This window comes from Xanthomonas dyei (assembly GCF_002939865.1).
Classification (GTDB): domain Bacteria; phylum Pseudomonadota; class Gammaproteobacteria; order Xanthomonadales; family Xanthomonadaceae; genus Xanthomonas; species Xanthomonas dyei.
The window spans coordinates 1-15,597 of the sequence record NZ_MDEE01000062.1; the positions used below are offsets into that span (position 1 = coordinate 1).

Below are 15,597 nucleotides of genomic sequence, written 5' to 3' on the forward strand. Positions count from 1 at the left end.
AAATGGCGAAACTCCGAAGATCCAAACGCGATTCTCCGGAACGATGCGGACATTCTGCCCTCTTAGGCCTCGTTGTTCAGACCTTCCCTAGGTGAATCTCATGAAATTCAGTAAGGGCATCCGTCATAATCTCACGCGCTCGATGGCGCTATCGCTGTTGGCATTGAATCCGTTATTTGTCGCCAGCGTTTGTGCGCAGGTGCATGTCGACAACCCCTTCGTGGGCGCAAGCGGTTATGTGAATCCCGATTACGCCAAAAAAGTCGATGCATCGATTGCCAAGGTGAAAGGCGCGCCGTTGAAGGCCAAGATGGGCGTGGTGAAGACCTTTCCCACCGCGGTCTGGCTGGATCGCATTGCCTCGATTTCCGGCGGATCGCAGAATGCCGGGCGGCTTGGGTTGAGGGGGCATCTGGATGCCGCATTGGCACAGAAAAAGGCCAATACGCCGATCACCGCCAGCTTTGTGATCTATGATCTGCCGGGCCGCGATTGTCACGCCTTGGCGTCCAATGGCGAATTGCCGCTGACACCGGCGGCGCTGGAACGCTACAAGAAAGAATATATCGACGTCATCGCGGCGATCTTCGCGGACCCGAAATACAAGGATATCCGCATCGTCAATGTGATCGAGCCAGATAGCCTGCCGAACCTTGTCACCAATTTGAACGACATGCGTTGCGCGCTGGCCAATTCCACGGGTATTTACGAGGAAGGCATCAAATACGCACTCAACAAGCTGCACGCCGTTCCCAATACCTACAACTACCTGGATATCGGTCACTCGGGTTGGTTGGGCTGGGATAGCAACCGCGGCCCGTCGATTTCGCTATATACCCGTGTGGTCCAGGGAACGAGCGCCGGGCTGGCAAGCGTCGATGGTTTTGTCACCAACACCGCCAATACCACGCCGTTGAACGAACCCAATTTGCCCAACCCCGAGTTGAGCGTGAACGGGCAGCCGATCAAGTCGTCGAAATACTACGAATGGAATCCCTATTTCGACGAGACCGATTTTACCCAGGCCCTCTACAACGGCTTTGTCGGCGCGGGCTGGCCCAGCACGATCGGCTTTATCGTCGATACCGGCCGTAACGGCTGGGGCGGGCCGAATCGTCCCGCCGGTGCGTCCGGTAGCGACATCAATACCTACGTCAACACCGGCCGCATCGACCGTCGCCTGCATCGCGGCAACTGGTGCAATCAGAGCGGGGCAGGCATTGGTGCGCTCCCCACCGCAGCGCCTGGCCCGCATCTGGATGCGTATGCGTGGGTCAAGCCGCCGGGCGAGTCCGATGGCTCCAGCACGCTCATTTCCAATAACGAGGGCAAGGGCTTCGACCGGATGTGTGACCCCACCTACACCACGGTCGATGGCGTGTTGACCGGTGCACTGGCTGGCGCGCCGATCTCCGGCGCGTGGTTCCACAATCAGTTCGTCGAGCTGGTGAACAATGCCTACCCGGCGATCGCAACCGCCAGCACTGCGGTGGCTACCTTTGCACCGATCGCGGCGCCTAGCGCAACGCGTGGCCTCACCGCCACCGTCGGCGACAGCCGGGTCAAGCTGAGCTGGTCGCCGGTGCTGGGAGCAACCAGCTACACGGTGCTGCGTCGCGCAGGTGCCGCGGGTGCGTTCAGCACGGTCGGTTCCAATGTTGCAGCGGCCTCGTATGTCGATGAGTCCGTCGCCAATGGCGCGGACTATGACTACGTGGTCACCGCAAACAGCGCGGCCGGGACCAGTACGCCATCGGCTGTGGTGCGTGCCAAGCCGACCAAGTGATGTACTGGGCGGACACCGGTACGCCGGTGTCCGCCCGTCATGGACGGCACGTGCGGCCGCGATGACACCATCGCGGTGGTGACCTGATGGTGTGTTGAACCCATGGCGACCAGCTGGCCGCCATGGGTGTTTGTGCGAAATGCGAAGTCATGTGCTTCAAAGCGTGCATAGCGGCAATGCGGTTGCTGCGGGGTAAGGAATCTGTGCGCGCACGCAATGTTCTTCCCTGATCGCGTGGCGTAGCAAGCGCAATCAGGCCGCTCACGCTGCAGGCCAACGCGTCGGCGCTTGCGACAGTGACTGCGGCCGCAGACGGCTACGATGCGCCCCGCTTCGCCATGGGCTTGTATCGACGAACCGCCGCGCCGGTGTGCTTCACCATTTCCACGTTGGTCGCCAACGCACTGTGGCTGGGATCGCCCTTCGATCCTGCCAGTTCCAGCCGAAACATCATCTACGAATCGCTGCGTCTGTTGCCGCCCTCCTGGAACATCTTGCGCAACGCATCGCCGGAGTATCCGCTGCTCGATCCCCGCATCGGTGTGCAAGACGATGTGTTGGTACTGCCACTCCTAAGCCACCGCGATCCTGCGCTGTGGGATTCGCCCGATGTATTTCGTCCGGAGCGCTGGGACCAGCTGGATGCCGATCATCAGCCCGGCTATCTCCCGTTCGGGCACGCGTCGGAGCGCTGTTGGGGCAGACACATGGTGATGCCCATGGCCGAGCAGCTGTTGGACAGCGTGCGCCGTCAGGGATTGGCTGTCAGCCCGCGGCAGCGCCAGGCGCAGGTGCCGTTGGCGGGGCTGCTCGGTGTGTCTGAGGTCGATGTCGTGCCTTGCTAGCGTTACGCAGATCGCTTGCCTGCGTGCACGCCGCGGTGAGCGCATTGCAGCGGCACGGCGCGGATACCCGAAAGGTGCTGCCGATAGCACGCACACGCCACGCTCGCAGCATCCAGCGTCAGCCAAACCGCTCCATGTTCGCGCCTCAGCGTGTCATTCCTTGGGCGGCCCAGCCGTCGAGCCGCGCTTGACCAGGGTGTACTTCATCACCTGATGCACGCCCTGCGCGGTATCGCCCTTGCGCCGCTGACGAATCGCATCTGCCAGTAACGACACGGCCGCGCGCCCCATCGCGGTCACCGGTTGATGCACGGTGGTGAGTTCGGGCCAGATGGTGGTGGCCACCGGCGTGTCGTCGAAACCGGCAATCGAAACATCTTCGGGCACACGCAAGCCCAGTCCGTGCGCGACCGCAACCGCGGCAGCCGCCATGTCGTCGTTGCTGCAGAAAATCGCCGTCGGTGGTTTGGGGTGTGCCAGCAGGCTGCGTGCGGCGAGCAGGCCCGAGTGATAGGTAAACAGTCCGTCGGCGATCAGGGTCTCTGTAATCTCCAATCCTGCAGCCTGCAAACTGTCGAGATAGCCGTTGGCGCGCAGCGCGCTCGGTGTGTGTTTGGGGTCGCCCTTGATCAGCGCGATACGGCGGTGCCCGAGTTCGATCAGATGCGCGACGATGGCGCGCGCGGCCTGATAGTCATCGATGCGCACCGAGCTGATTTGCGCCATCGGCGCGCCGCTGGCCACCGCCACCACCGGGATGCCGCGTGCATCCAGTTCGCTGATGGTCTGACGCGAATCGCACAACGGTGGCGGCAGGATCACGCCGTCCACGCCGGCCGCCAGCAAGCGCTCGGTGGCGGCACGCTGGCTACGGATGGCGCCGCATTTTTCCACCAGCACCTGGCTGCCGTTGAGGCTGCTTTGCTCCAGCAGCCCGAGCATGAATTGATTGAGATACGCGGCGCTGGGGTTGCTGTACAACACGCCGATACGCAATAGCCCGCTGGTGCGCAGCGAGCGGCCGGCAAGATTGGGCCGGTAGCCCAAGGCCTGCACTGAAGTTTCCACGCGTACGCGCATGTCCTGCCCGACATGCGGGTGCCGGTTGATGACGCGCGAGGCAGTCATCGGCGAGACGCCGGCATGCTTGGCGACGTCCAGTAACGTGGCCGCGGTATTCGCACTACGTTGCCGCTTTACCACCATCGTGTGTGCTCGTCCTGGAGTAAGAGCAGCTAACAAAAGGACTGCGCGGCCGCCAGGCGGGCGCGGCCGGTGCTCGGAGCGGCATGTACCACTTGTACACTCCGGTTCCTCCGCGCCGGCCACACCCACCTGACGACCGCTCGCTACGTGTTGCTAGCCGCTTTAAAAAACGCATTCGCAGCGCTGCGTTGCCAGATTACTCGTTCGGCGGTTGCACAGACTTGGCGCGGCTGCCGAAATCGCCATCGGCTTCGGCCGCCAGGTACGCAAATACGGTGTAGGCGGCGACATTCTGCGCGAGCGCCTTGGGGTCGATCTTGTCCAGCGTGTCGTCGGCGGTGTGGTGCAGGTCGAAGTAGTCGGTGCCGTCCTGCGCCAGCCATGCCCACGCGCCACCCTTGGCAGAGATCGGGCCGACATCCGGGCCGGGGCCGCCCTTGCTAGGCTCATACGCGATGCCCAGCGGTGCCAGCACCTCGGCAATCTGCTTGGTTGCTGCGCGCGACGCTTCCGGCGCAGCCGCGCCGGTGTTGAATGCATAGATGCGCCCGGCACCGAAGTCGCTCTCCGCGCCGATCTGATGCAGCGCCATGTCCTTGGCATTCTTGCCGTGCGCGGCCGCATAGGCCTTGCCGCCGTAAAGCCCTTGTTCTTCGTTGGCGAAGGCCACCACGCGGATGCTGCGCTTGGGTGCCTGCTTGAGCTGCCCGATCAAATGCCCGGCGGCCATGGTGATGGCCACGCCGGCGCCATCGTCGATCGCACCGGTACCCAGATCCCACGAATCCAGATGCCCGCCGATCACCACCACTTCCTTGGGCTTGCTGCGTCCGGTGATCTCGCCGATCACGTTGTACGAGGTCGCGGTGCCGTCCCAACCGCAATCCAGCGCCAGCCGGATACGGGTGGTGCCAAGCGCGGCAAGACGTGCCAGCTGGTTGGCATCGGGCACCGACAACGCGGCGGCGGGCACCGGCGTCAGGCCGTCGTCGAACCGGGTGATGCCGGTATGCGGCACGCGATGCGAATCGGTGCCGGCCGAGCGCATCACAAAGCCGATCGCGCCCTTGGCAATCGCCTCGGACGGGCCCTTGCTGCGCACCGCGCCGCCGTTGCCGTAGTCCTTGCCATCGCGCGCCTTGACCATCTGGTAATCGACAAACGCGATCTTGCCGGTCAGCGACCCCGCAGGCGCGGCCTGCAGTGCAGCCAGATTCTCGAAGCGCACGACCTCACCTTCGACGCTGCCACCCGGGCTGCCGCCCAATGCGGTGATGGTCAGCGGTTGCGCGTGCGCGCCCAGCACCGCAGCGTGTTCGCTCCGACGTTCCCACTTGGGAAAGGTCACCGGCTCGGTCCACACCTTGTCGAAACCCAGCGACTGGAATTTGGCTTTGGCCCACGCCACCGCGCGCGGATCGGCGTCGCCACCGGCAATGCGCGGGCCCACTTCGGTGGTGAGCGATTCCACCACTGCAAAGCCGGTGGTGTCGGCCAGGGCCTGCTCGCGCAATTGCGCAGCGGTGCGCAGCGCGCTGTCGGCAAGGGTGGTCTGTGCGGCAAGCGCGGGGGAACAGGCGAGCAGGGCGGAGATGGCAACAGCGAGGCGACGCATGCAGGGCGGCTCCAAGGACAAGGGGGACCCCGAGCTTATCAGCGGCAGGTCCCCCGTCTGCGTGCGAAAAGTCATCCTTATGCGCGAAGCGCGCGCTGGACGTGTTTGCTTACAGCGTGGCCGGCGGCTTGAGCGTGTCGTTCTTCAGGGAGTCGCGAATCTCGCGCAGCAACAGCACTTCTTCGCTCGGGCCCTTGGGCGCATCCGGCTTGCGATTGCTCAGGCGGTTGATCAGCTTGACCACCAGGAAGATCGCAAAGGCAATGATCACGAACTGCACGACGGTGTTGATGAAATCGCCGTAGCCGATCACCACGGGCGGAATCTCCTTGCCGGCGGCGTCGACGCCTGCAGGCTTGAGCACCCAGGCCAGTTTGGAAAAATCCACATTGCCGATGGCCCAGCCGATCGGCGGCATGATGATCTTTTCCACCAGCGCGGTGACGATCTTGCCGAACGCCGCGCCGATGACCACACCGACCGCAAGATCGATGACATTGCCACGCATCGCGAATTGCTTGAATTCGCTGACCATTCCCATGACGCACTCCAGAGGCGGACGCGGACCGACTGCCGCTGTGCCGATCCTAGCCCGACCAGTGTCAGCCCGCGATGATGCCGTGACGTTCGGCCACATTCTCCAGGCGCGCACTGAACCGATCGCCCGGCAGCAACGGGCCGACGCCGGCCGGTGTGCCCATGAAGATCAGATCGCCTGCGCGCAGTGCATACAGCTTGGATAGCTCATGCAGAATTTCCGGCACGTTCCAGATCATCTGATCCAGCAACGACTGCTGACGCACCTGTCCGTTGACTTCCAACGACAGGTTCAACGCCTCCAGCGCGCCCACTTCGCCGGCGTGCACCAGCTCGCTGATCGGTGCGGAGTGATCGAACCCTTTGGCGATGTCCCACGGCAGGCCCTTGGCCTTGGCCGCGGCCTGCAGATCGCGACGGGTCAGGTCCAGGCCCACGCCATAGCCATAGATCAGGCCTTCGGCTTGCGCTAGCGGCAACTCACCGGCCGGCGCGTCGCTGCCCAAGGCCACCACCAGCTCCACTTCGTGATGCAGCTCCTTGGTGCCGGGCGGGTAGGGGATCTGGTCGCCGTGGCCAACCACGATGGCATCGGCAGGCTTCATGAAAAAGGTCGGCTGGCCTCGCTCGGCCTTGGAGGCCGGTGCGGTGGCGCCCATCTCGCGCGCGTGATCGGCAAAGTTACGGCCTACGCAGTAGATGCGGTGGACCGGAAAGTTGCCGCCACCCACCACCGGAATGCGCGGAACATCGGCAGCGGGAATCACATCGTCAGTCATGCACGCATCCTCGGAACGGGACGCGTGAGTCTAGCCGCTTGGCCGTGTACGACGGAACCTTCGCTAGTGAAGTGTGCGGCAGCTCATTCGCTGGCACTGCAGACCGCTGTAACCATCAGCGACCAAAAACGCGAATCGGCATGCCCGCAGACATGCCGATTCAATGCGTCGACGATGTGCAACCCGGCGCAAGACGCGCCGGGTGTGTAGCGAGCGCAACGCGCTCAGTGCGACATCGGCAGCGCCGGTTTGCGCACCACGCGGTATTCGGCCTCGACCACGCGCGCTTGCTGCGGCGTGCGTCGGTTCGACTTGCTCAACAATTTCCAGGCGACGCCGCCCAGAATCATCGCCGCGCCGACGAACACACTGAAGAAGATCAGCACCGCAAGGATCACCAAACCTGCGAGACCGGCGGCAACGCGCACCAACGGGTGGCGCGGCTTGCGTGGCGCAAACAGGTGATGGAGGTTGCCGAATTGGAAGATACGTGCAGGCATGGCGGTGGGCTGCCGAGCAGGAAACAAGCGCGCAGTATCGTTGCGGTTTCATGTCATTGAGTGAAAAGTTCGTTAATTCGATCGCTGTTTTGTTAAGTGCATCACGCTGCGTGTGCTGGTCGGGGTCTGCCGTGGCGACTGAATGACGCGTGTTTACAGGCCAGCTTGCTTGTGCCGCCTGCACCGACAGGGTGCTGCGCTGCGCGCAGTGCCTGTGCTGACACATGCCACAATCGGCGACCGTTCTTCGCACTCGTTGCCCCATGTCATCGTCCTTACCGACCGCGCTCGCCACTTTGGCGCAGATTCCCGATGCCGGATTTCTGGAAGTGGAAGCCGCCTGGGAAGACAGCCCGGAGTCGCTAGTGCTGTATCGCGAAGGTGCACAGGTCCGTGCATGGTTGAACGTCTGCCCGCATGCCGGACGCCGGCTGGATTGGGCGCCGGGTCAGTTCCTCAAGACCAAGGACGGCCATCTGGTCTGCGCTGCGCATGGCGCCGCGTTCGAGCTGGTCGCGGGGCAATGCATCAGCGGCCCGTGTCGCGGTCAATCGCTCGTCGCCGTGCCGGTACGCATCGACGGCGAGCACGTAGTGCTCGGATAGAAGCCGACAACGCGCTCGCGCTGCAGCCCGATGGGTGGGCACCGCGGCGCTTGGTGTGAGGGAAATCGAGGATGCGCTGTCGCAAGCAGGTCGGTGCGCGTGAGGTCATGCGGTGTCAGCATCCGCCGATCACTGGCAAACCCGCAGCATGCCAATCCTTAGCGCGCCGCCCACCAGAACATCAGATTGATCATCGACACCATCACCACGATGTAGATCAGCGACAGCGGTGCGCCCACGCGCCACAACTCGCGCGGCTGATAGTTGGCCGGGCCGGCCACCATCGAGATCACCGGGTTGGAGGCGGTCATCAGATTGTTGGACGCCGACAATGCCACGATCAGCGCAAACGCAGTGGGGTTGCCGTTGGCCGCCAGCGCCAGATTGACCGCAATCGGCACCATCACGATGGTTGCGCCCACATGGCTGATGACCAATGAAAATGCGGTCGTCAACAACGCCAGGCTGATTTCCAGCGCCCACACCGGAACGCCTTCGGGCAGGCGGTCGATGGTGTGACCGGCCACCCAGGCTGCGGTGCCGCTGCTGTCCATCGCCCAGCCGAGCGGAATCAAGCCGGCCATCATGAAGATGGTCTTCCAGTTGATCGAGGCGTAGGCCTCGTCCATGCGCAACACGCCGCTGACCAGCATGCAGGCCACACCGGTCATCAGCGTCAGCGCTACCGGCAGGCGCGAGGTCAGCGCGATCAGGATGGTGAAGGCGAAGATCGCCATCGCGATCTTGAACTTGTGGGGGCGCTGCTCGCCCTTGGGAAAGTCGGTGACCGGCACGAAGTCGCGGCTTTCCGCCGCCTGCGCCAGGTCCTGCCAGATGCTGTGGAACACCAGCATGTCGCCGGCGCGCAGCGGCTCGTTGCGCACGTCTTCGCGGATCACCTGCTTGTCGCGGTTGATCGCCAGCAGGCTGATGCCGCTCTGCTTGCGCAAGCGCAGTTCGCCGGCGCTCTTGCCGATCAGGCGCGAGTTGGGCGGAATCACCGCTTCGGAAATACCCGCAAGGCTGGGGTTGAACAGGTCGCCCAGGTTGCGCAGCCGCGAGGACATGCGAAGGAAGTGGTTCTGCGCAAAGTCTGTCACCTCCTGGCGCTTGCCCATCGCACCCAGCACGCTGCCGACCCAGATGCGCATGTCCGCTGGCGGGGCAAGTCGGGTGTCGTTGCCGGTCTTCAGGGCCAGCAGCAGCGGCGCGTCGTGAATGGCTTCGGCTTCGCCCAAGGTCATGCCGACCAGCGGGCTCTCGGCGGTCACGGTGAGCTCGAACACATCGCCGTCGATGCCGTAGGTCTTGGCGAAATAGCTTTCGGTGCGCGATGGCGTGACGCCTTCGTTGATCAGGCTTTCCTCTTCGATCAGCTTGCGATCGCCGTAGAAGCGGAAGTACAACAGTGCGGCGATCAGCAAGGCCAGGCCGATCGGCAAAGGCGCGAACATCGTCAACGGCTCGATGCTGGCCATGCCCGAGGGCAGGTTGTTGTTGGCCGAGACCAACAGATCGTTGAGCAGAATCAACGGCGAATTGCCCACCATGGTGAGCGCGCCGCCCATCACGATGGCTGCAGCGATGGGCAACAACATGCGTTGCAGGGTCAGCCCGGTGCGCGCCGCCAGCCGCGAGGCCACCGGCAGGTACAAGGCCATCACCGACGGGTTTTGCATGAACGAGGAGTTCAAGCCGGAGATGGCCAGCGTCATCATCATCAAGCGCTGCTCGCTGCCGTGCGAACGCCGCAGCAGCCAGGTGGCCAGCCGGTTCAAGGCGCCGGTGCGCTCGAGCCCCGCGCCAAGAATGGTGGTGGCGATAATGCTCATCACCGCATTACCGGAAAAGCCGCCGAACAGTTCTTCCGGCGCCACCAGCCCGGTGACGCCCAGCACCACCAGCACGATCAAGGCCACCACATCGGCGCGGATGCGCTCGAACAGAAACATCGCCATCGTGAAACCGACCAGCCCGAGGACGAGCTTCATATCGTTGGTCAGTGTCAGCGCGGTATCCATTGGGGGCCGGGAATGGGGAGTCGGGAATGGGGAATGGAAAAAGCGAAGACGCTGACGCTGGCAAATTATCCGGGCGCCGCTGGCGTGTGCCCTTGCGATTCCCCATTCCCTATTCCCCATTCCCTGTCGTAGAGCAGATCCCAGACGCCGTGACCGAGTTTCTGGCCGCGGGTTTCGAAGTGGGTCTGCGGGCGCCAGGCTGGGCGTTCGACGTGACCGCGCGGTCCGGCGCGATTGACCAGGCCCGCTGTGGCGTCGAGGACGTCCCACATCTGTTCGGCGTAATCGGCCCAATCGGTGGCGGCATGCAGACGGCCGCCCTCGCGCAGCTTGCGCACCAGCAACTGTGCGAAGGCCGGCTGGATCAGGCGACGCTTGTTGTGGCGTTTTTTGTGCCACGGGTCGGGGAAGTAGATGCGCACTTCATCCAGCGCGCCATCGGCGATCTCGTGTTCGAGCACTTCCACCGCATCGTGGTGATACAGACGCACATGCGTGCTGCCGTCATCGTCCAGCGCATTGAGTAGCCGGCCGACGCCGGGCGCATGCACTTCGATACCGATGTAGTCGCGGCTGGGGTCGTGCTGCGCGGCAAAGCGCAACGCCGTGCCATTGCCGAAGCCGATTTCCAGCACCTTGGGCGCGGGACGGCCGAACGCAGCATCCAGGTCGCGACGCTCCCCGGTGTAATCCAGCCCGAAGCGTGGCCACAACTCATCGAAGGCGCGCTGCTGCGCGGGCGTGAAGCGGCCCTGGCGCAGCACGAAGCTGCGCACCTGGCGGCGCCCCTCTTCGATGGTGAAGGGCTTGGGCGGCATCTTGGCGCCGTCGCTGGTAAACGGATCGGTCATGAAATGTCAGTCACATCGGAAAACAAAAGCCCCTCTCCCGTCGGGGCGAGGAGGCACAGCTTGCGCGCCGTAGGCGCGCGTGCATAGGAGCGCCCGCGACGCAGGCGCGGGCCGGGGCGCGGAGCGGGGGGTGGGGTGAGGGTGCGGCGTGCCGAGGGCACTCGCAGCAACGCGCGATCCAGCAACGGCAACATCCGGCACGTCACACGGCCAATCACTGCGCATCGACTGCAATATCAGCGCAGCACAGCCACTCATCCGATCACACCATCGACCGGGCTCGATGCCGAGGCATAGCGCTTGCGCGGAATCCGCCCGGCCAGAAACGCCTCGCGCCCGGCCTCGATCGCCTTGCGCATCGCGCTGGCCATCAGAATCGGATCGCGCGCCCCGGCAATGGCGGTATTCATCAACACGCCGTCGCAGCCCAGCTCCATCGCAATCGCCGCGTCCGATGCCGTGCCCACGCCGGCATCGACGATGATCGGCACCTTGGCGTTTTCGATGATTTCCAGCAGGTTGTACTTGTTCTGGATGCCCAGGCCCGAGCCGATCGGCGCGGCCAGCGGCATCACTGCCACGCAGCCGATCTCTTCCAGGCGCTTGGCCAGGATCGGGTCGTCGGAGGTATAGACCATCACCTCGAAGCCATCGGCCACCAACTGCTCGGCGGCCTTGAGCGTCTGCACCACGTCCGGGTACAGCGTGCGCGCGTCGCCCAGCACTTCCAGCTTGGTGAGGTTGTGGCCGTCGAGCAGCTCGCGGGCCAGCCGGCAGGTGCGCACCGCGTCTTCGGCGGTGTAGCAGCCGGCGGTATTGGGCAGCAGCGTGTAGCGATCCGGCGGCAGCACATCGAGCAGGCTGGGCGCGTTGGGGTCCTGGCCGATGTTCACGCGGCGGATCGCCACGGTCACGATCTCGGCGGCGGCGGCCTCGGTGGCCAGGCGGGTTTCGTCCAGATCCTTGAACTTGCCGGTGCCGGTCAACAGGCGCGAACGGTAGCGTTTGCCGGCGATGACCAGCGCATCAGAGGGGGCGGAATTCGTCATCCGGCAATTATCACCGATCGGGCGCGAATGCGCCGACCGCGCAGGCCATCAACCGCCGCCCAATGCGTGCACGATCTCCACCACATCGCCCTCGCGCAATGCATGCTCGGCGTGCCGTCCGCGCGACACGATTTCGCCATTGACCTCTACTGCCACACGTCGCTGTGCAAGCCCTTCCTGCTCGAGCAGGGCCGCCAGCGGCAGGTGATCGGGAAGCGTGCGCGGGCTGCCGTTGAGTTGAATGTTCATGTCATCATTGTGGCATCGCGCGCCGTCAGGACGCGCGTTTTGCGTTATGCGGCGGTGCAGCGTGAGCGCGGGCGGCGAGGGTGAAACCATTGCCATTCGCCGGCGTACGTATGCAGCCCGGTCCGGTCCCATCCACTTTCAAGCAGGCACTCCCATGGCTTCAACACTTCGCCCGATCCGCTCCCTGATGGCCGTTGCCATCGCTATCGCGGCCACCCCGGCCATGGCCGAGTCGGCCTTCGACCAGACCGTCTTCTTCGGCGACAGCCTCACCGACAGCGGCTACTACACCCCGCTGCTGCCGGCCGCCTCGCGCGCAGTCACCGGCAAGTTCACCACCAACCCGGGTTGGGTGTGGGCCGAATATGTCGGCGACCACTTCGGCACTAATGCTGCGCCCAACGGCAATGGCCAGACCGGCGACAACTACGCTGCCGGCGGCGCGCGCATCCAGGCCAGCTCGGTCAGCGCGCTCGGCGCCGCCCCGTCGGTGACCAGCCAGATCAACACCTACCTCACCGCCAACGGCGGCCGCGCCAACCCGAATGCGCTCTACACCGTGTGGGGCGGCGCCAACGATCTGCTCGCCGCAGCCGCCGCGCCGGCACAGGCGCAGGCCATCATCGGCAGCGCGGTGGCCGCTCAGGTCGGCGCCGTGGCGACCTTGCAGAATGCCGGCGCGCGTTACGTCATGGTGCCGACCATTCCGGACGTCGGTATCACCCCGCGCTTCCGAGCTGGCGGCGCCGTCGCAATGGCTCAGGGCACTGGCGCTGCGACCGCGTACAACACCGCGCTGTTCAACGGCCTGCAGTCGGCCGGTCTGCGTGTGATCCCGGTCGACACCTTCCACATGGTGCAGGAAATCGTCGCCGCACCGGGCACCTTCGGCTTCACCAACGTCACCAACACCGCCTGCAACCCGGCCGTGCCGCTGCCAGCATGCAACCCGACCAGCCTGGTCGCGGCCAATGCGCAAAACACCTATGTGTTCGCCGACGGCATCCACCCGACCACCGCGGTCCATCAGATCCTGGGCCAGTACGCGATCTCGCTGCTGGAAGCGCCGCGTCTGCAGCAGGTGCTGACCCATTCGGCGCAGGCCGGTGGCCGCGCGCGTGCCGACCAGGTGGCCTGGCATCTGGACGGCAAGCCGGACGCCGATGGTCTGCGCTGGTGGGGTAGCGTGCGTGGCGACATGCAGCGCTACGACCACGCCGACCTGTACGACGGCATGGCGCCGGCCGGCCTGTTCGGCGTGGACTGGAGCGCTGGCGACCTGGTGTTCGGCGGCTTTGCCGGCTTCGGCCGCATGGACGCCGACTTCGGCAACCGTAACGGCAGCTTCAAGCAGGACGACACCACCCTGGGCGGCTTCTTCGGCTGGTACACCGGCCCGGTGTGGGTCAACGCGCAGCTCAGCTACAGCTGGCTGAGCTACGACGTGGACCGCGAAGTCCAGCTCGGGCCGGCCACCCGCGTGCACAGCGGCTCGCCGGACGGCAGCAACCTCACCGCCGCCGTCAACGCCGGCTATTCGCTGGGCGAAGGCAACGTCAAGTACGGCCCGGTGGTCGGCCTGACCTGGCAGAAGCTCAAGCTCGACGGCTACACCGAAAGCAACGAGAGCTCCACCGCGCTGGGGTATGCCGACCAGGACATCGACTCGCTGGTCGGCCGCATCGGCTTCCAGGTGCGTCTGGACGGTGCGGCGGTCAAGCCTTACGTGCAGGCGACCTACGACCACGAGTTCAAGGACGGCGGCGAAGCCAGCGCCTGGCTGCAGTCGATGCCGGAAGTGGGCATGTACACCGTGCCGGGCCAGAACTTCGACCGCAATTACGCCACCGTGGTACTGGGCGCGCGTACCGGCCTGTGGGGCCTGCAGAGCAACGTGGGCCTGAGCACCACCACTGCTCAGCGCAGCGCCCGCGACGCCACCTTGTTCGTGAACTTCAGCGGCAATTTCTGATCGCGCCGACTGGCTTGGTAGCACTTAGTGTGAGACACGAGGGCCGGGCAACCGGCCCTCGTCACGTCTGCGCATTGCGCCCGACACCTGCACCCGCCTAAACTCCCCCTACGCCGCGCGGGCGTAGCTCAATGGTAGAGCTGTAGCTTCCCAAGCTACTGACGAGGGTTCGATTCCCTTCGCCCGCTCCAGAGCTTCTACTCAGTCCGCAAGTGATTGATTGAGTTGGATATTTCGGCCGATTGATGATTCCGAGCGATGCCCTTCGAGGTATCAATCGAGGTATCAATCTTGCCCAAGCCTCTGATGATTGCGCGCTCGGCTGGCCTGTATGCGCGCTTCTTTGTTCCCACCGATCTTCGGGCCTCGATTGGATCGCGTTACCTTGTGCGCTCGTTGGGAAACCGTCGTGGTGACCACGCCAGGCTGGCGGCGGCTACGATGGGGATGGCACTATCGATTGCATTCGATGCCATGCGGAAAGGGATTGCCGTGGACGTGGACGAGCTGCTGAAGAAGTTTCGGGATGGAGAGATCTACGAGTTGACACTGCACGATGTGAAGCTGCCCAACGGCACTCGCATCGCCCAAGCCCAGCTGGACACGCCCGCGGATGCGGTGTTTTTTTAGCGACCTGATGGCCCGAGCTGGAGCAGGCGGATCCTCGAGCATCGTCACCCCAAAGATGCCCAAACGTCCGAAGATTAACTGGGATGCGGATGAGCCCAGCACAGGCAGGTCTGCGGGCGGGTTGATGCTGTCGAAGGCGATGGTCGATCATTTGAGGGACTTGGCCGGGGCCCGCCTGCATCAGAAGACCGTGTTGGAAAGCCGCCACACCCTGCGCCTGTTTGCCGGGATCATTGGCAAGGACGTGCCCGTGGCCTCGCTGAGCCAGGACCACGTCCGGGCCTTCTTCGAGGGCGTGCGGTATTGGCCGTCGAATGCGACCAAGCGACCGGCCTATCGGGACCTGTCGGTGCCCGAGGTCATCAAGCTGGCGAAGAAGAACCAGGAGCCCGAACCCGCTGCGTGGACCATGGCCAAGCACCGGCAGCGGCTGAGTGTCTTTCTGGTGTCGCTGGTCGAGGGCAAACACCTGGCGGTGAACCCATTGGCGGGCATCCGAGCGATTTCCACGCCTGATTCGGAAGACACGGGCTCGCCGTTTACCGATGCCGAGCTGAAGGCCATCTTTGACCCGGTGGAGTTCCCGAAGTGGGCGTCAAAGTATCCGCATCGGTGGTTTGGCCCGATTCTCGGGCTTTACTCAGGGGCTCGCGTCAACGAGATCGCGCAGCTCCGTCTGGAGGACATCGACACCATCGACGGGGTGCCGGGCTTCTTCGTCCGCAAGATCGGGAAGAAACAGAGCATCAAGAACAAGCACAGCCGGCGGTTCATCCCGCTGGCCCAGCCGGTAATCGATTGCGGCTTCCTGGATTACGTGAAAGAGGCACGGCAGGCTGGGGTTGAGCGGTTGTTCCCAGACCGACGTCCCCCCGCCCTGAGTAGCGATCGGGTTTAGAGTCCGGGGTTGATGATATCGGTGTTTGCCAGATGTTGGGCATAAGCGGACGGC

At 64.2% G+C, this 15,597-nt stretch carries 12 protein-coding genes, 1 tRNA gene, 1 other RNA gene and 2 pseudogenes; 7 read left to right on the top strand and 9 right to left on the bottom strand.

The window, feature by feature from the left end:
• The first annotated feature begins 142 nt into the window (after nucleotides 1-142).
• Nucleotides 143-1,786 (top strand): glycoside hydrolase family 6 protein, encoded by a 1,644-nt coding sequence (locus tag XdyCFBP7245_RS21995; protein ID WP_104617503.1) that lies wholly within the window; start codon nucleotides 143-145, stop codon nucleotides 1,784-1,786.
• A 269-nt stretch (nucleotides 1,787-2,055) separates the two neighbouring features.
• Nucleotides 2,056-2,631, top strand: a pseudogene (locus tag XdyCFBP7245_RS24635) (cytochrome P450); the annotation flags it as partial.
• Between the two features lie 153 nt (nucleotides 2,632-2,784).
• Here XdyCFBP7245_RS24635 and XdyCFBP7245_RS22005 read toward each other — a convergent pair.
• Complete coding sequence (locus XdyCFBP7245_RS22005) at nucleotides 2,785-3,837, bottom strand: LacI family DNA-binding transcriptional regulator (protein ID WP_104617504.1); 1,053 nt, start codon at nucleotides 3,835-3,837, stop codon at nucleotides 2,785-2,787.
• Between the two features lie 83 nt (nucleotides 3,838-3,920).
• Between XdyCFBP7245_RS22005 and XdyCFBP7245_RS22010 the strand changes: the two genes are divergently transcribed.
• Nucleotides 3,921-3,996, top strand: a non-coding RNA gene (locus XdyCFBP7245_RS22010) — sX9 sRNA.
• A 37-nt stretch (nucleotides 3,997-4,033) separates the two neighbouring features.
• Here XdyCFBP7245_RS22010 and XdyCFBP7245_RS22015 read toward each other — a convergent pair.
• From XdyCFBP7245_RS22015 to XdyCFBP7245_RS22030, 4 genes are all read right to left on the bottom strand, one after another.
• Nucleotides 4,034-5,452: a M20/M25/M40 family metallo-hydrolase gene (locus XdyCFBP7245_RS22015; protein ID WP_104617505.1), complete on the bottom strand. Its 1,419-nt coding sequence runs from the start codon at nucleotides 5,450-5,452 to the stop codon at nucleotides 4,034-4,036.
• A 109-nt stretch (nucleotides 5,453-5,561) separates the two neighbouring features.
• Nucleotides 5,562-5,993, bottom strand: coding sequence for a large-conductance mechanosensitive channel protein MscL (gene mscL, locus XdyCFBP7245_RS22020; RefSeq protein ID WP_104617506.1), 432 nt, complete (start codon nucleotides 5,991-5,993; stop codon nucleotides 5,562-5,564).
• A 61-nt stretch (nucleotides 5,994-6,054) separates the two neighbouring features.
• Nucleotides 6,055-6,768, bottom strand: a complete 714-nt coding sequence (locus XdyCFBP7245_RS22025) for a fumarylacetoacetate hydrolase family protein (RefSeq protein WP_104617507.1) — start codon at nucleotides 6,766-6,768, stop codon at nucleotides 6,055-6,057.
• A gap of 224 nt (nucleotides 6,769-6,992) precedes the next feature.
• Nucleotides 6,993-7,268, bottom strand: a complete 276-nt coding sequence (locus XdyCFBP7245_RS22030) for a hypothetical protein (RefSeq protein WP_104617508.1) — start codon at nucleotides 7,266-7,268, stop codon at nucleotides 6,993-6,995.
• Between the two features lie 263 nt (nucleotides 7,269-7,531).
• On the opposite strand from XdyCFBP7245_RS22030, the gene XdyCFBP7245_RS22035 reads away from it, so the two are divergent.
• A complete protein-coding gene (locus tag XdyCFBP7245_RS22035) occupies nucleotides 7,532-7,873 on the top strand; it encodes a Rieske (2Fe-2S) protein (protein ID WP_104617509.1) in 342 nt (113 codons plus the stop codon).
• 158 nt (nucleotides 7,874-8,031) lie between these two features.
• Here the strand turns inward: XdyCFBP7245_RS22035 and XdyCFBP7245_RS22040 are convergent, their stop codons facing one another.
• The 4 genes from XdyCFBP7245_RS22040 to thiS form a co-directional block, all read right to left on the bottom strand.
• Nucleotides 8,032-9,894, bottom strand: a complete 1,863-nt coding sequence (locus XdyCFBP7245_RS22040) for an SLC13 family permease (protein ID WP_104617510.1) — start codon at nucleotides 9,892-9,894, stop codon at nucleotides 8,032-8,034.
• Nucleotides 9,895-9,959: 65 nt separating this feature from the next.
• Nucleotides 9,960-10,745, bottom strand: a complete 786-nt coding sequence (trmB, locus tag XdyCFBP7245_RS22045; RefSeq protein ID WP_104617511.1) for a tRNA (guanosine(46)-N7)-methyltransferase TrmB — start codon at nucleotides 10,743-10,745, stop codon at nucleotides 9,960-9,962.
• A 254-nt stretch (nucleotides 10,746-10,999) separates the two neighbouring features.
• Nucleotides 11,000-11,794: a thiazole synthase gene (locus tag XdyCFBP7245_RS22055; protein ID WP_104617513.1), complete on the bottom strand. Its 795-nt coding sequence runs from the start codon at nucleotides 11,792-11,794 to the stop codon at nucleotides 11,000-11,002.
• Nucleotides 11,795-11,842: 48 nt separating this feature from the next.
• Nucleotides 11,843-12,043, bottom strand: a complete 201-nt coding sequence (gene thiS, locus XdyCFBP7245_RS22060) for a sulfur carrier protein ThiS (protein WP_104617514.1) — start codon at nucleotides 12,041-12,043, stop codon at nucleotides 11,843-11,845.
• A 187-nt stretch (nucleotides 12,044-12,230) separates the two neighbouring features.
• On the opposite strand from thiS, the gene XdyCFBP7245_RS22065 reads away from it, so the two are divergent.
• From XdyCFBP7245_RS22065 to XdyCFBP7245_RS22075, 3 genes and pseudogenes are all read left to right on the top strand, one after another.
• Nucleotides 12,231-14,015 (top strand): autotransporter outer membrane beta-barrel domain-containing protein, encoded by a 1,785-nt coding sequence (locus XdyCFBP7245_RS22065; protein ID WP_104617515.1) that lies wholly within the window; start codon nucleotides 12,231-12,233, stop codon nucleotides 14,013-14,015.
• Between the two features lie 117 nt (nucleotides 14,016-14,132).
• A tRNA-Gly gene (locus XdyCFBP7245_RS22070) sits at nucleotides 14,133-14,206 on the top strand.
• A gap of 67 nt (nucleotides 14,207-14,273) precedes the next feature.
• Nucleotides 14,274-15,507, top strand: a pseudogene (locus XdyCFBP7245_RS22075) (DUF6538 domain-containing protein); the annotation flags it as partial.
• Nucleotides 15,508-15,597 lie beyond the last annotated feature (90 nt).

Bases quoted from the DNA above. Each gene is read 5' to 3' on its own strand.
- XdyCFBP7245_RS22005 (WP_104617504.1), bottom strand. From the start codon at position 3,837: ATGGTGGTAAAGCGGCAACGTAGTGCGAATACCGCGGCCACGTTACTG.
- XdyCFBP7245_RS22055 (WP_104617513.1), bottom strand. From the start codon at position 11,794: ATGACGAATTCCGCCCCCTCTGATGCGCTGGTCATCGCCGGCAAACGC.
- trmB (WP_104617511.1), bottom strand. From the start codon at position 10,745: ATGACCGATCCGTTTACCAGCGACGGCGCCAAGATGCCGCCCAAGCCC.
- thiS (WP_104617514.1), bottom strand. From the start codon at position 12,043: ATGAACATTCAACTCAACGGCAGCCCGCGCACGCTTCCCGATCACCTG.
- XdyCFBP7245_RS22065 (WP_104617515.1), top strand. From the start codon at position 12,231: ATGGCCGTTGCCATCGCTATCGCGGCCACCCCGGCCATGGCCGAGTCG.
- XdyCFBP7245_RS22030 (WP_104617508.1), bottom strand. From the start codon at position 7,268: ATGCCTGCACGTATCTTCCAATTCGGCAACCTCCATCACCTGTTTGCG.
- XdyCFBP7245_RS22025 (WP_104617507.1), bottom strand. From the start codon at position 6,768: ATGACTGACGATGTGATTCCCGCTGCCGATGTTCCGCGCATTCCGGTG.
- mscL (WP_104617506.1), bottom strand. From the start codon at position 5,993: ATGGGAATGGTCAGCGAATTCAAGCAATTCGCGATGCGTGGCAATGTC.
- XdyCFBP7245_RS22015 (WP_104617505.1), bottom strand. From the start codon at position 5,452: ATGCGTCGCCTCGCTGTTGCCATCTCCGCCCTGCTCGCCTGTTCCCCC.
- XdyCFBP7245_RS21995 (WP_104617503.1), top strand. From the start codon at position 143: ATGGCGCTATCGCTGTTGGCATTGAATCCGTTATTTGTCGCCAGCGTT.
- XdyCFBP7245_RS22040 (WP_104617510.1), bottom strand. From the start codon at position 9,894: ATGGATACCGCGCTGACACTGACCAACGATATGAAGCTCGTCCTCGGG.
- XdyCFBP7245_RS22035 (WP_104617509.1), top strand. From the start codon at position 7,532: ATGTCATCGTCCTTACCGACCGCGCTCGCCACTTTGGCGCAGATTCCC.